General features: G+C 50.3%; 20 protein-coding genes. All 20 read right to left on the minus strand.

Annotated features, from left to right (window positions below):
- Window positions 1-113: 113 nt before the first annotated feature.
- Complete coding sequence (locus ACHHV8_RS25355) at window positions 114-860, minus strand: glycoside hydrolase domain-containing protein (protein WP_395162173.1); 747 nt, start codon at window positions 858-860, stop codon at window positions 114-116.
- Entirely contained in the window at window positions 844-1,131 is a 288-nt protein-coding gene (locus ACHHV8_RS25360) for a phage holin family protein (RefSeq protein ID WP_395162174.1), read from the minus strand. Before ACHHV8_RS25360 ends, ACHHV8_RS25355 begins: the two co-directional genes overlap by 17 nt.
- Window positions 1,132-1,138: 7 nt before the next feature.
- Window positions 1,139-1,525: a hypothetical protein gene (locus ACHHV8_RS25365; RefSeq protein ID WP_395162175.1), complete on the minus strand. Its 387-nt coding sequence runs from the start codon at window positions 1,523-1,525 to the stop codon at window positions 1,139-1,141.
- A gap of 60 nt (window positions 1,526-1,585) precedes the next feature.
- On the minus strand, window positions 1,586-3,055 hold the full coding sequence (locus ACHHV8_RS25370; RefSeq protein ID WP_395162176.1) for a hypothetical protein: 1,470 nt from the start codon (window positions 3,053-3,055) through the stop codon (window positions 1,586-1,588).
- Between the two features lie 286 nt (window positions 3,056-3,341).
- Window positions 3,342-3,731 carry a hypothetical protein gene (locus ACHHV8_RS25375; protein WP_395162177.1) on the minus strand — a complete coding sequence of 130 codons (390 nt, stop codon included), beginning with the start codon at window positions 3,729-3,731 and terminating at the stop codon, window positions 3,342-3,344.
- A gap of 65 nt (window positions 3,732-3,796) precedes the next feature.
- Complete coding sequence (locus ACHHV8_RS25380) at window positions 3,797-3,937, minus strand: CD1375 family protein (RefSeq protein ID WP_395162178.1); 141 nt, start codon at window positions 3,935-3,937, stop codon at window positions 3,797-3,799.
- A gap of 61 nt (window positions 3,938-3,998) precedes the next feature.
- Window positions 3,999-4,145, minus strand: coding sequence for a CD1375 family protein (locus ACHHV8_RS25385; RefSeq protein ID WP_395162179.1), 147 nt, complete (start codon window positions 4,143-4,145; stop codon window positions 3,999-4,001).
- Window positions 4,146-4,147: 2 nt separating this feature from the next.
- On the minus strand, window positions 4,148-4,483 hold the full coding sequence (locus ACHHV8_RS25390) for a hypothetical protein (RefSeq protein WP_395162180.1): 336 nt from the start codon (window positions 4,481-4,483) through the stop codon (window positions 4,148-4,150).
- Window positions 4,476-4,679, minus strand: a complete 204-nt coding sequence (locus ACHHV8_RS25395) for a hypothetical protein (RefSeq protein WP_395162181.1) — start codon at window positions 4,677-4,679, stop codon at window positions 4,476-4,478. The genes ACHHV8_RS25390 and ACHHV8_RS25395 overlap by 8 nt, the downstream gene beginning before the upstream one ends.
- Before the next feature lie 12 nt (window positions 4,680-4,691).
- The gene (locus ACHHV8_RS25400; protein ID WP_395162182.1) at window positions 4,692-7,181 is read right to left on the minus strand and encodes a hypothetical protein; all 2,490 of its coding nucleotides are present in this window, start codon (window positions 7,179-7,181) and stop codon (window positions 4,692-4,694) included.
- A 15-nt stretch (window positions 7,182-7,196) separates the two neighbouring features.
- The gene (locus ACHHV8_RS25405) at window positions 7,197-7,481 is read right to left on the minus strand and encodes a putative phage tail protein (protein WP_395162183.1); all 285 of its coding nucleotides are present in this window, start codon (window positions 7,479-7,481) and stop codon (window positions 7,197-7,199) included.
- Entirely contained in the window at window positions 7,478-7,765 is a 288-nt protein-coding gene (locus ACHHV8_RS25410) for a putative phage tail protein (protein WP_395162184.1), read from the minus strand. Before ACHHV8_RS25410 ends, ACHHV8_RS25405 begins: the two co-directional genes overlap by 4 nt.
- Window positions 7,758-8,819 carry a baseplate J/gp47 family protein gene (locus ACHHV8_RS25415; protein WP_395162185.1) on the minus strand — a complete coding sequence of 354 codons (1,062 nt, stop codon included), beginning with the start codon at window positions 8,817-8,819 and terminating at the stop codon, window positions 7,758-7,760. The genes ACHHV8_RS25410 and ACHHV8_RS25415 overlap by 8 nt, the downstream gene beginning before the upstream one ends.
- A 3-nt stretch (window positions 8,820-8,822) precedes the next feature.
- Entirely contained in the window at window positions 8,823-9,212 is a 390-nt protein-coding gene (locus ACHHV8_RS25420; protein ID WP_395162186.1) for a DUF2634 domain-containing protein, read from the minus strand.
- Window positions 9,209-9,547 carry a DUF2577 domain-containing protein gene (locus tag ACHHV8_RS25425; RefSeq protein WP_395162187.1) on the minus strand — a complete coding sequence of 113 codons (339 nt, stop codon included), beginning with the start codon at window positions 9,545-9,547 and terminating at the stop codon, window positions 9,209-9,211. The genes ACHHV8_RS25420 and ACHHV8_RS25425 overlap by 4 nt, the downstream gene beginning before the upstream one ends.
- Window positions 9,544-10,542 (minus strand): XkdQ/YqbQ family protein, encoded by a 999-nt coding sequence (locus tag ACHHV8_RS25430; RefSeq protein WP_395162188.1) that lies wholly within the window; start codon window positions 10,540-10,542, stop codon window positions 9,544-9,546. Before ACHHV8_RS25430 ends, ACHHV8_RS25425 begins: the two co-directional genes overlap by 4 nt.
- A 10-nt stretch (window positions 10,543-10,552) precedes the next feature.
- Entirely contained in the window at window positions 10,553-11,305 is a 753-nt protein-coding gene (locus tag ACHHV8_RS25435) for a peptidoglycan-binding protein LysM (RefSeq protein ID WP_395162189.1), read from the minus strand.
- 69 nt (window positions 11,306-11,374) lie between these two features.
- A complete protein-coding gene (locus tag ACHHV8_RS25440; RefSeq protein WP_395162190.1) occupies window positions 11,375-12,172 on the minus strand; it encodes a stalk domain-containing protein in 798 nt (265 codons plus the stop codon).
- Window positions 12,173-12,245: 73 nt separating this feature from the next.
- Complete coding sequence (locus tag ACHHV8_RS25445; RefSeq protein WP_395162191.1) at window positions 12,246-13,283, minus strand: hypothetical protein; 1,038 nt, start codon at window positions 13,281-13,283, stop codon at window positions 12,246-12,248.
- Window positions 13,213-14,331, minus strand: coding sequence for a tape measure protein (locus ACHHV8_RS25450; RefSeq protein ID WP_395162192.1), 1,119 nt, complete (start codon window positions 14,329-14,331; stop codon window positions 13,213-13,215). The genes ACHHV8_RS25445 and ACHHV8_RS25450 overlap by 71 nt, the downstream gene beginning before the upstream one ends.
- Window positions 14,332-14,341: the final 10 nt, after the last annotated feature.

The raw sequence follows: 14,341 nt of genomic DNA on the forward strand, positions 1-14,341 counted from the left end.
ACGCTAAATCTCTTTCTAACAATGAAAACCCACCATTTATTACAAGAGTCTTCGCCCCATCTATATAACTTCCGACAGGGCAATTAGTGCGTCCATAACTCCAAAAATATAAACTAATTTCCGGTCAGGCCTGACGCCTTTCGAAGTTCATTTGCCAGCCAATGCAGATACTCTTTTTCGTCCTCATTATCAGTTACTTGCCATGCTGGTCCGATCCACGTATTAATGATCGTCTGAGCGACTCCTGCATCAAGTGTCGTATGCTTTTCAATCGCCATTCCTATCATCCACCCTCCCGCATCACCGTTGGACTCGTCTCGGTCAATCCCGATCCCGTTAACGGTGATGTCATTATCGTATTGGTAAATATTCAGAGCATCCATTTTGGCTCCGCGGGACCAAGCATAGGTCTGCCAAATCTTGCGGACAACCCCGCGGTCGTACATCGCCTTGCAAATCTCGTACTCGCCGTACACAGCCGCCTCATAACCCTTGATCTCTGTGTCAAACGCCCGCATATAAGCCTCTACGGCGTCGTAATGAGAGACATTGACGTCCGTGTCTACCGCAGCATAGATTACGGTACCCGCAGGCTGCCCGACCTCCTGGGCGTACTGGAGAGCGAGCCTGCCGTCCTCCGCTCCCCGCGCCGCACCAGCCAGAGCATTCGTAGCACCGCGCTCAAACACCGACACGATCCACATGCCCGCGTCCGTGATGGCTTGAGCCTCAGCTGCCGTCAGGCGCTTCCGCGACCCCGGAGGAGCGAGATATCGGCAGACAAAGGTAAATCCATCTGCTGCAAACTCCCGGGCCTTAGCCGCGGTGAGCGGCGTCGCACAATCAAACCCCTTTGCCATCGTCGTCACTCTCCTTTGCCTGTTTGGTCGCCTTCAGAAACTCGTAACCATACACAGCCACGGCGCCAGCCAGAATACCCTGTAAGATTGCTTCAGGCGTCACCCCGAGCATGGATACCGTGAAGGCGACCGCAACGGCCGTCACCACGAAAATAATGCTCCAATTCGGAACCCGTGGTGTTTGCTTAAGCACATAGCCGATCACCCAGCAGGCAGCCAGCACGATCAATAATTTTGGATCCAAGAGTTGAATAATAGCGTTCCATTCCATATGAACATCATCCCTTCACAAATAGTTGGTAAACGATTAATAAAATAGTCCCGCCGATCACGTATTTCAAGAATGTCAGCCATTCTTTTTGGCTCGCCTTCCGTTCATCCACGGAGTTCGTCTGGGCCTGCTGCAGCAAAGAAAAAAGCTTCATCTCTAGGGTGTCAAACCGAGTCATGATCTGATTAAATTGGAGCTCCATCACCTTGGTGGACTTCTCAATCTCCCGGATCGACTCCTCATGCCTTTTTTGGGTTTCTTCTAAAATTAGAAACCGCTGCTGGTACCCCAATGTCTCATGCGATAGCCGCAGCAGCTCGCCGCTCAAGCCTTGGAGCTGCCTCTCTACGTCCTCAAGTCGGTTGAGCGCTTCGCCACTTATCAACTCCGTCATTCCGCTCTCCCATCTGCCCCCTATGCGGGCATAAAAATAACCCCGATCGGCTCGGGGCTGCTATATCAAACCTAATGAAATTGTAATAACGCCAGAAGCCACCGGGGTCTTATGCTGCTGAGCATCGATCACATATGCCTCGTGAACGTACTCTCCCGCCGGGAAATTCTCCGTATCTCCCTGGGACAGTGTAACGGTGAACTTACCCGCTGCTGCATCGGTTATCTCGATTCCGGATTCGGTCTCCTTTTTCAAATACCACTCACCAGCCTGCGAATTCTTGTAGGACTGGTTAATCGAAGTGGTTGATTTTTTCATGGCCCACTTGATCGTAACCCCCGTGAGATCGAGGACCTTGCCGCTATCGGTTGCTACAAAGTTCAGATATTTGGACTCGCTGGCTTCCATTTCGAAATTCTGGTTCTTTTTCATTGCCGCAATATCACCTCTCAACTCGATCCTCAATTCACGGGAAGCAAGCAGCCCGATCCGCAGCGACCGCTCAGCCAGCAGCGCAACCCTGGAGACAATCAATTTTTGCTCGTCATAAATGGCCTGCAGCGTCGGCCACTCGTTTGCCCCGACCCTGAAAACGGCAAGCCGCACAGGTATCACAGCCGTACCGGATCTAAAGATTGTCTGCCGGGTGGCGGCCGAGACCGTACCGGCGCGGTAGATACTCTGTCTTGTTGGCAGCAGGATCGCACCTGCAGCGTAAACGGATTGCCTCGTTGGATGCTGATCAGCCCCCTGCCGGGATATCACCTGCTCTGTCGGATATGCAGCTGCCCCGCCCGAATAAATGGTCTGTCTCGTTGCATACGAAATAGCCCCGGCAATCCCGCCCTGCGCAATGACCTGCAGCGTGGCGTAAGATACGGAGCCAATGGCATAGATAACCTGTTTGGTGCCCGCATTAAGGCTCCCGGGCTTGTAGATCCTCTGGCCTGTGGCATAGCTTACCGCCCCTGTCCGGGTGACGATCTGCTTCGTGGCGACGGCGACGCTTCCGGATTGACAGATGATTTGCCTGGTAGCATAGCTGACGGAGCCAGGCGTACCAACAGGTCCATCTTGTACCCAAGTGCCGCCAACGAGTTTTGCATGACGACCATTGCCGCTTTGGTCCTGGACTGTGCCGGTTGACAAGTCGTAATGAGCAAACAGCGTCGTACCGCTGTACAGCTTGATGCTGTAAATATCACACCGCATAGGATAATTAGCCCAAAAACCATATCCTCTACCGGCATTAAAATAATAAAAATCAGCAGCCGTATTGAGCGTAATATCTAGGGTTGTCCTTTGCCCCATAAGGTTACCAGCGTTAATAACAGCAGCATTAACCGATAATGTTGTAGCCCCGGCAGCCGCCCTTACATTAGCGGCGGTATCCCCGTAAATACATTGCTGCTTTGCAGAGTCGGTATACAGCACAACATCCAGTACGATCCTGTTATACGTTCCCGTCCCGGTGTTTGTGGCGGCTGTGGTTATATAATCGTCCACGCCGTCCAATCGTAGGTAACCCATTGCCTACCCCCTTACGTAAGTCTCGGCAATAACGCAGGGCCGCGGGTCCGGTTCATCGTGCGTGCATTCATGCCAGTCGATTGATTCTCCATACTGGTTCACAAACGCCTTCAGTTCATCAAATAGGCTATCCTTTTCAATTAATGTATTTACCCACACCTCAAAGAAAAAAAGTTCAGTCTGAGAGGTAATGAGCCGCCATAACGAGTAATTGTTCAGCAATTCAATGACCTCAGAGCCATCCGACAGCATCAAATTTCCGCGGATTGAATACTTCATGATTTCCTTAGACCGCGAACTCGGTGTAGTTCACCGTCAACTTGATATCTGATTTGTTTTGTACCGATTGACCTGCAGGTACCGTGACTTTAAGCCATAACGGAACTCCAACATTTGCCGAAGTGATATTAGCCATACTCAGAGCAGCGCTGGCCGCACCATAACTCCCAGCAGATCCGGAGGCATCAGGGGCCAATTGAAACCATGTGCTTTCGTCTCCACCGGATGCGTCCGTTGGATCAATGCTGATCCCTTGATATGTCTTTGTGGCGTCATCGTTAAAAAGCCATACCTTGACTTCTTGCGCTGATCCGGTCGTTGGATGCTGCGTGGTAATGGGATTTGCGTCAGAGACGATATCGGTCAATCCGCTATTTTTGGAAATTTTCAGTGCCAAAGTGTGATCACCAACCTATCTATATAATGTGTAAGGGCTGCCCCGGAAAGACCGGGGCTCAGCCGTTATTCAATCGGCAGCGGTTTGCCGTTCTCGTCTAACCCGAGTGCGAGTAAGTCGGCACGAACATCATCACGAATGCTCGCGGGCACTTGATCAAAAGTCCGACGGCCAGCAATAATAAGCGCTACGGTCACAGTCACCATACAGTAATCACCTCCCCTCCAGAAAAACAAAGAGAGCAGCCACAACAAAAAACGCAGCATATCATTCACCCGCTGGGGGTTGATTTGCCGCGTTCAATGCCTGCTTCACATCATTTTTCAATTGATCCGGTACTTCATCTAAGGTTCTCCTACCGGCTTGTATAAGCTGAACAGATAGGGCCACCATCCGCGCATCTAATGTGCTCAAGACTATTCACCTCCAGCAGCTATTTGCAAGTCAAGAACCGTTAAATATACATCAAACAAAGCATCCATGGTATCGAGGTTAGCGAGTTTTGTCGCAGCCAGCTCGTCTTCCAAACGGGCAATTTTTTGCTCCTGTAATTCCGGTACTGGCTGGTTTTTAATCGCATCCAGCTCTTCCTGACTCAGACCCTCGACCCAAAAAACGGCTTGCTCCAGCATCGGCTGCTCGCCCCGATCTTCTTCTGGAGTGCTTAACCAGGCGGCCATCTCTGCATTGTAGGCTTCCAGCGCTTCCTGATATGCCTCCCACGCCGCAAAGTCAAAATGCGGCTTATACATCCCCGGCAGGGCCCGGTACAGCCACCGTGTAGCCGGTAATCTCCGGTTCGGGCAGCTCTGCTTCTTCGTTCTCTGTCTCTGCCTCTGTGCCAGGCTCCGGCTGCTCGTAGATCGGAAAGACGCCAGTCACGGCGTCGTCTACCGGCCCCACGTCAATCATGTAGCCTTCTAGGTTAACGATAATTGCCTCTTTCATTGCGGGCCTCCTTTACTTTTCTGCTGAGAATCTTGTGGCTATCGAGAAAAACGTATTCGAACCGGCATTTGCTACGAAACCGCCCGCAGGGTAGATATTCGCGGAACCGAAAATATCTGACATACCATTGTAGGAGTAAGCTGGTACGTCCGTTTGTATCCCTGGCCTGTATCCTGGTAAAAACATAAATACAATAGCGTTCATGGTTCCGTTTTTAACTGCCCCGCGGGTTTCTACAGTGCCATCCGTTAATCTCCGGTACTGCGGTTCCCGTCCGGGCACAGCTACCCAGCCATTAAGCAGCGTCGGGGTTATCCATTGTGGCTGCTCCTTCCCGGCCTTCTGCGATTCAAGCACACTGACGCGGGATAAAATGTTAGCTTGATTATGGGACAATATATCCACTGTCGTTTTAAGATTGGCGCTGTACTCGCCGTCGATGGTTTGTACAGTTCCGGTTAGCAGGTATTGGTCTAGCGCTAGGTAGGTGATAGTGTAGGCGGCTGCGGGGTCGTAATTTGTTGGAGCAGTAAATCCCTGCTGCGTATTTGCTCCGATCCCATTGTTGAAAGTCCATACTTTATCTTCCGTAGCATTACGATAAACGGCCATAATACGCGCAGTACGGTATTTGAAAGCAGAAGCGCCCAGATTCTTATTGTTGATGTAATAAAGGTTATCAGAAGTATAATAAAACGGATTTGCCTTTTCCCGCACGACCATGCCCGCGCCTACCTCCAGCTGATTAAGCCCCTCATGCAGTGTAATACCGCCTTCTACGGGGATTACCTCTGTTGTAGGAGCGGCAAGCTGGTGAATGAATTTGTACGGCGTCCATTTTGGGTAATCCGGTGCCGTGGGTTTGTTTGTGGGTAGCGTGGTGGTAATCTCCGCTTGCGGTGTACCAAACCGATCAATACGCGCCCAAGCTTTTGTGCCCGATGTGTATGGTGTATTTCCAGCAGGGTCACACATGTGCCAGCCCCAGAAATACGCCTGCATTTCAGCTTGCGTGGGAGTGTAACCGTCGGCCCAGCCGCTGTCCGCATTAGGTACGCCAATGTAAACGATATTAGCCGAAGCATCAGACCATGTACCATCTGATACGCCCACAGCAAATTGAAGAATTTTACCATCATACTTCGCAACTAAGTTGTTGGCTATAACCATGTTGGTAATATTAGTTGCTGCCAAGATTTTGAATCCTGTATAACTGCCTGCTACAGTCCATGTGTACGTGCCATCTAACTCAAGCTCCTTAAACCTGGAGTTTTTAAAGTACTGGCCGTCGCGGTATGTGATTTCGTCGTACACGCTACGGTCGATGTTCGAATGCAGCTTTGTCGGGAATACCAGGTAATCGTCTGCGCGCGGTTTGCACGGTAGCGCCGTGCTCCCCAGGTTTAGCATCACTTTGTCGAAAGTAAAGGTACCAACGGTTGCGTTGTTTGTGGTAAACACCCGTAACGATACCGCATTAGCTGGTGCTGTGACTGTTAAGGGATTAGTAGTTACAAACCCCGTACTCGAAACGGAACTGCCATCGGCTAACTGAAAATCAATCCCGATAAGCGTACCGCTTGAAAACGTGCCAGAATAGGTATACTGCTGTCCCGGAACTGCCGGGATTTTAGTATAGTTTACTTTCTGGACTGCCGAAGTGGTTACGATTGAATAAGTATATGGACCAGTTATCTCAGCAGCTGTGACGTCCAAGCTTTCCCACTCATAAAACGGTGGTATGAGATTCTCTCCATACCTAATGATATACGGCGTATTGATCGGCTTTACGTCATCGACGTATGGGTACTTGGCTGCGACTTGTGCCGGGGTCATGCTGTCCAGGGCGGAATACTCTACAGTTGGAACTTCAAAAGCCCGAACAGAATCAACATAAGCATAGGTGCCTACCGCACCCCCTACGTCAATTTCGATAACATGCGAAGTTGCTGTAGCTGTGAATTTAATGAACGCAGGAGTGAATTTTGTAGAGTCTGTAATATCGGGAGTTTGTGCGGACCCTTGAATCCTGCCCCACACCTTAGTTGCATTACCATTTTTAAAATCAAATACAACAATATAGGTCTTTCCAATAGTAGTAGCTAAAGTACGCGTAATAGCTCCATAGGTCCCGGAAGATACAATTATTTTTAGCCCTTGCTTACCAGTGGTAAAGTTAGTCGTATCAAATTCAGTAGAGGCTTGAAACTGCGAAAACCCCGTAGGAGCTGATTCAAAGTTGGACCTCCCCAGCAGGTTTACCAGCGTCCTGCCTTTGATACTCTTGACGTTGTACGGTGCCACGCGGGGCGACGTGATGACCTGCTGCCCGCTGACCAGGCTTACCGGCGTTTTGTCCGGAGATGCCACGACCTGCGCACCCAGCTGATCGTCGATCTTGTCCCAGTTGTCGTTCATCATGGTCTGAATATCGAAAGTATCATTCCCGTCGGTGAGCGGGTCTTTCTTGTAGAGCTGTAAGTTATCAGTATTGCTTGCCATCCGTTTTCTCCTCTCCTATACCGGAATGAACGGAGCGAAGTCCGTTAATCGAGACTGCTGCAGGTCCGTGATCGACATACCCTGCACTTGGTTTACCAACAAGTATTTGTATTGATACGCCACAACCAAGTGTGCCGGCTTTATGCTTTCGATCGCCTTTTTCAGGTCGTCCAGATTGGGTGGAGCGCCAAGCGTGTCCACGAACCGCACCGTAAACCGATATAATGCCGGCTGCTCAGTGACCTCGATTGCTCCGCGGTCATACGCCTCCGCCACATTTTTCATCATCTCGATCGTCACGGTACCGGCCCACGGATCCGTGAGCGGATAACCGAGCGCCGCTGATCATCTGGCTGCCCGGCTGCAGGGACGATGCCAAATTCAGCTTCCCACCGCTCCAGCCCCCATGTCGCCGTAGCTACAAAGTACTGGTCAAATGCAGCGGAGACTTGAGTCTTCAGTGCATCCAGCTCCGTGCCCTCATCTTGCATCATGACCCGGGTCTCATAGATCGTAGAATAAAGATCGGGCAGCCGCTCCAGCATGGCCTGACCTGTAGGCGATGAAATCGGGAATTCACTCATCTAGCGTCACCGTCCCTTTTACCGCTACAAAGCCGATTGGTACGGTAACGTTCCCCGTTCCCCCATTCACGATCAGGCCGGAATAGTCCTGGACACCGGGAACATCCAACAGCATCGCGCCGATCCGGACATATTTGACGCCGGGATCTGCACCAAAAGCGATGCTTTTCAAATAATCCGTTAAAGCCGTTTCGAAGTCCTCCTGCACCTGAGCCAGCGTGCGGCTGCCGCTGAGCACGACTGTAGCCTCCACGTCAATATCAATGCCAGCCGCTGCCGCTACAGTCACGTCCGCACCAATCGGCGCTTGGCCTTCACCTGTGCCGGATACCGGTGCAATATATTCCTGCACCTCGGAGACCAGCAAGGACGATGCTGGCAGCTTATTGGCATCCAATATAACGACCTTGACCGTGCCGGGACCATCCCATAGCGGCAATACTTGCACACCCCCTACGCCGGCCACCTCCAGCGCCCAGTTGCGGTAATCCGCCTTGTTCCCGCTGGTGGACGGTGCCTGCACGACATCTGCATACCGCTTCTTCAGCTCGGCGTCTGTCTCCTGGTCAGTACCAGGCACCAGAATATCAGCCAGTTCAGCTCTCACCAGCCCGTTGATATAATCAATTGGCAGCAGCGGTCGAAAATAGGCGTTACCTGCTGCGCCTGCCGTCTCGCACTCAAGGACGTAGTTCCCGATGGATAGCCGCTCTACAACGACGTAATTCAGCGCCTCTACCCCGAACCGGCTGCCGATCGGCACGTCAATCAAGGCGTTACTGCTGCCGTAAAATAGCCCTTTCCGCTGCGCTTTGGTCGCCGTCTTCCGAAAGATGCCATAATCTGCTACCTTTAAATCCAAATATGTGCCGGTAGAGGTGCTGGCAAAACCGAGCCGCAGAACGGAGTCCAGTTGAGCATACAAGCCGGCTAATTCCCAAGCAGCCGGTGCCAGGGCATCATAGATAACACTGCCCTCCCGCTTGTCTACGTCGGACGGCACCCGGTCAAGCATGCGCTGGAGGATGGAGCTAAAGGTTTGTGACTCGTACAATGCCTACACCTCCTTCGTCATTTCGATATTGCCGTACTGTGAAATCACCGTAAACGTCGCGAGTGCTTCGTCGCCGGCAACCGAGATCTGAATGTCCTGGACGTCCTTGATTCGATCGTCCTGCAGCAGCGCGGCGCGGATCCGGCGCCCAAGCTCCGTCTCCACATACGCAGAGCTGCTACCAGGCAACGCTGAGAGCTCGCTGCCGTGATTGCCGCTGTAGATAAGAAATTCAAACCGCTCGGTCTGCAAAATCTTCATAACGGCCTGCTTCACCGCTTCCATCCCGTCAGTCATTCCGACAATTCGGTTGCTGACAGGATCGATGCGGTAGGTTTTGCTGGGCTGCTGCACGGTCTGGACATTTCGATTTATGCCTCCCTGTGGAATCACGGCCCCACCATCCGATCCAAAATAATAAATTGTTGCCCGCCCTGGACCCGAATTAAGAGAACAATATCTCCGACCTCTAAACCGCGGCGAATAGTGATCGTCGTGAGCGACTCCCCTGTGACTCCGTCTGCTGTCGAGTGGCTATGCTTTAAGTCCAGCTCAAGCAGCGTAAGAGATTCCGGGACAAGTAAAAAATCCTCTGTCAGAGTAAAACGCTGCTCAACGTTTACTTCCAGAGGATTTGTATTTGTTACAGTCCCGGGTAAAATAGCCACCGGGTTCGTGGCATCGTAAGCGCCTACGCCTGCTTGCTTTATTAAATCAAGAAGCCTCACTTCGCCACCTCCACCTTCGCATCGCCGATCCGCATGTCAAACAAATCGAGTGTCATCGTGTGATCGTTCCCCTCGAATTTATGCGTACAATCGTTTACCATAAAGCGTTGGTTCATCCCTATTTCCTCAAGATTTATGGAAAGGTACCTGCCGGCGCGGACCCGAATATCTCCGATCGCTTCAACCTGGAAGCTCCGGGATATCCTATTCTTGAGATTCATCAAATTTTTAAGCGCTTGGTTGATTTGGGCTTCATTCATATTTTCATCAACGGTTTGAAACAACATCAGGAGGCCCCACTTGGCAATATTGTCCGTGTCCTTTTCGACGTATAGTTGCCGTACTCCCGACTTTTTATTGTCTTTTGCAAGCACCACCACATTGTAGGAATCCTCTATGGAGACCTTGTGCTTATAATCAAACATGAGACTGATGTCCCCCAAGGACAAATCCAGCACGAGCTGCTCCGCATCCTGCAGCGCGAGCTCCCCAAAATTATCGTAAAATATATACTGCTTCCCTGTCTCAACCAGCGTAGCCTGTAGCACCTTGCAAATGATGTCCATCACCTTGATGCCGTCCTCCGATATCTTCGGTATCTTATAACCGGTATCGGCCAATTCGCCCGTCTTCAGCTGGTACTTGTCGGCGAACTGCTGTATAACCTGGGTCGCTGTGATGTTGGATTTCAGCATGTAATCGTTCACCATCAGGTAACGGAGCTGATCGTAGGCTGTGATTTTTACTTCCTCGTCCCGTCCTCTCTCGATGGTAAAGAGATATCCATAGAACATATCCTCATCATCATACCGGACTCGGATAACATCTCCCACGTTGTATTTGAATTCTGTTGCTTCATAGAGGCCGCCACGAATCATCGTAATTTCAAAGGATGAAGCCTTGCCTACACGGCTTGTCTTGTAGGTGGCTTCAGAGACAATGCCCGAAATATCCCACAAGTACCCATCCCGGTTGTCAATTTGGATCTCAAGCATGCGATTCTCCTCAATTCTGCGGAATCTTAAGAACCGTACCAGCCGGGAGACCGAGGTAGAACTTGTCCTCAGGAATATTATTGAGTTTCTGGATCTCTCTTGCCCTGCCGTCGTTACCCAATAGGCGTTTGGCCACTTCCATTAGCGATTCTCCGTCGCGCCGAAGCGTATATGTCTCAGGACGGACTCTCTCATCCGGCCGATCTGGAGGCTGCTGTACAAGTACAGTCTCTCCGTTCTCCTGCGTAACGACCGTTACACGACGGGCTGAGTAGAAAACGTACTCCTTAAGCTTCAGCGTGTATTCAATGTCGCCAGGCGAACCGGCAACTTCCTTCCATTCGAATGATTCGATGGAGGCGGGGAAATTAAGATCCGAAAATTTATATTTGCCTGCTGCAAAAGCTAAAGCCTTATAGCTCCCTGCAAATATAAAGCGAATGGGATGCTTACTTTCCATCCACTTTCTTATTAAATTGATATAATGCATCGGAACAAATAAGGAAACGTTGCTGTTCACAAAGGGATAATACTGACTGGGAAAGATACTACTGAAGGTGACTTCTTTCAGCTTCGGGCTCTGAATCACGTTGACTTCGCCGGCGCGAGTTTCATCCGTTCCTCCCCCTTTACCAACGATATTATATGTCTTTCCCTGCCCTTGTTCCTTAACCTCAATCGATTCTGGATTTACCGGGATCTGAAAACTCTCAGCCTGATTATTCCAACTTAAATAAATCCCATACTCCTGCTCTTCTGCCATTCTGTTACCAACCTCCTTAGGGCTGTTTTTATGCATAGAAAAAGCCCCGATATTTAGGGGCTCTCATCGCTATTTCAAAATACCAGCTTTTTGCAAGTCAGCAATGTTAAAGAAAATACCATGGTCGAATTTTTTTAATCTAACACCATTCGATGTAATCTCCTCAGCATTAGTTTCATCTCTAAAGCCATGCGGCAAAGGGAATCTATAGAATATCTCTTGCTTCATGGTTCCGGGAGCTGTTCTTATTACATAATCGTCGTTATCGTAGCCAACATCGCCATATACATCCACCAAAAAACCGGCATCTATCCAACCCTCAGCAAAAGTAGGAGGTAATTCATCTCCTCTTATTTGAGCGATGACAAAACCCGCACTATCCTGATCGGTAAAACGCCCTTTATAATGGTCGTCTTTGTCGTAGGCATAGAACACGGTCTCACCATTCTCTTGAACCAGCCCTTTCTGCACAATGACCTGAGTATCAGGTTTTAATGTGGCGCCGCTTGGCGTGCCACCAGTAACTTGGCCAGCCGCCTCTGGGCTTAGGTCGTGCATGTATTTTAATTCATCACCCTGCCCGATGCCAAGCGTTGTTCCTCCGGCGGCCGTTACGATCTCTACGCGCTTTGCTTCATCGTTCCATTTGTAATTGACCCCGGTAATATCCCCGAGCTTTGCGAGCGGTACGTAGGTGCTGCCTTCGTAGTTCAGGATCGGAGCAGCTGCATCCTTATACTCCTTGCCGTTGACGACAAGGGGATAGGAAACCTCTGTCAGGATATATTGCTTGATCGAATCTGCAAAAGCTGTGACGCTCATGGTTAGGGCGCTGCCGATCAAAATGCCGGTAATAAGCTTTTTCATGCCTGGTATAACCTCCTGTAAGATAATACCTTTATTCTATCAGGAGGTTATACCATTTTCCAGACTTTTACTGTCAATACATCCCCTGCGCGGAGTTCGCGACTTCCTTCACCATCGCATCTTCAATCTGCCGGATGATCTCATCAACGCTCGTGGGATGGTTAATATCGCCGGTTGTTACCTGTACCGTAGGCGTCAGCGTCACAAAATTCTGGATGTTCTTCATCTCGGCTAGCTCGCGCATGACCTTCAGGTCTTCGCTGGAGATATCAACCTTATCCTTGATTTTACCAATTTCATTGACCTTATCGATGGTAGACCAGGCATCGCCCTTTTCTTTCAGACCATCCATAGCGTTGCTCATGGTCGCGAACAATCCGGTGCCATATTCCATACCGCTGTTAAAAGCTGCTCCCATACTTTTTTCCTGCATTTTATACTTCGAGAAATCCACTACATTTTTATCTGTTGTCGGTTTCTCCAGCTGATCCATCATATTTTTAAGCGAATCACTCACTGTATGGACATTATTCTCGTCCAACAGTTTTGCAGGCTCGATCTTGAAGCCGGGTATTTTATTTATCGCATCAATCATCCAGTTGAAGCCTTGGATCGCAAGGTTAATGCCTTCTAGCATTGTCTTGGAAAACGAGCTGGAGAAATCTTCAGCCCCTCGAACCATGTTGTACAGGTGCCCTAAAAAATCTTTGGAAAGATCATAAAAGAGTTTTTGCACGGCATAAACCGGATCGATAAACACATTAACAAAGAACTCCGCAAAGCTAAGGATGACATTCCATAAGTACGCAACCTTGTTCCATAAAAATGCAAATAGCATGCCGAATAAGCCTGCCACTACACCGACAATTGTTTGCGTAGATACGCCAAGCTTATTCAGCGCCGTAATGACAAGGGCAATGGCAGCAATGACAGCCAGGATCGGCCACGCTACAGCTACCCATGTGACGATCATCTGTGCGGCAAGTACGCCGAGTACAATGCCAACGCCCAACAAGATGTTTTTTACCAGGCCCATATGATTACTCACTAGCCCTACAAACCATGCTACACCGTCCGCAGCAAGCCGTATGCTGGCCGTGAAGCCGTTCATAAACCCTTCGCCTTGCTTTGAGTTCATAAGGCTCATAAGGGACTGGGTAAGCTTTTGCAGCGGTCCGATTGGTTCCGTTAATCGTCGCGACCCACTCCGCCGCTTTATTCTTTCCAATAGTCATGGCCTGCCCAAACGTAACCGGCATTTTGGCAAACAGCTGATTAATATAAGCATCCTGCTTTGCAAACGCTGCGACAATCTTAGCTGATGTCAGCTCCCCATCAGCCCCCATTTGCTTCAGCGATCCCCTTGCTACGCCCAAACCGTCCGCCAGCACCTTCATCAGCATCGGGGCCGTTTCACTTAAGGACCGCAGTTCATCCCCCTGCAGCACGCCGCTGGACAGGGCTTGGGACATTTGCAGGATCGCGCTCTTGCTTTCCTCTGCATTCGCGCCGCCTGTCACCAGCAACTTGTTAAACCGTGACGTAAAGTCCAGCACATCCTGATTGCTTTTAAATACTCCCTGCGTGGAAGATCCCAGCTGCGCAACCATCTTTGCAGTTTCCGCATAGGCCTGGCGCGTGTTATTTGCCACAGCCATGACTTTCTGCTGCAGCTCGAGCTGGGTTTGTGTGCCATCATTCATCAGAGACAATCGCGCATTGGCCCCGGCGATCTCGTCGCCCCAGTTCATAAACTCAATGGCCTTATGGACCGCTTCGATAGATAAATAGGTGGCCACCACCCCCTTAAGCGTCTCAGCCAGTCCGCCAGCTTCAGCATGCGTAGCCTGCATATTTCGCGTAACCTGGCCTTGCTGCGTCGCCATCTGCTGCTGTTTGGACAAGATGGATACCATCTGCTGATTTAGATGGATGATTTGCTGCAGCGACCCCTGTATCGCCTGACCTATATTTCCCGCTGGCGATGAGTGGGCGGGCTGCATATTGCTCCCCGGTAAATTCGGGCTAAGCGGATTTTGCAGAGTTTGATGGAGATGATTTGCGTTGGTGATGGCCTGATGGAGCCCGTTGTTAAATCTATTTAGCACATTGGAGAATGAGTCGAAAATCTGTAAGCTCGTGCCTACTGTTGCAGCCATAGTATCTCCT

Source organism: Paenibacillus sp. TAB_01 (assembly GCF_043945595.1).
Lineage (GTDB): Bacteria > Bacillota > Bacilli > Paenibacillales > NBRC-103111 > Paenibacillus_S.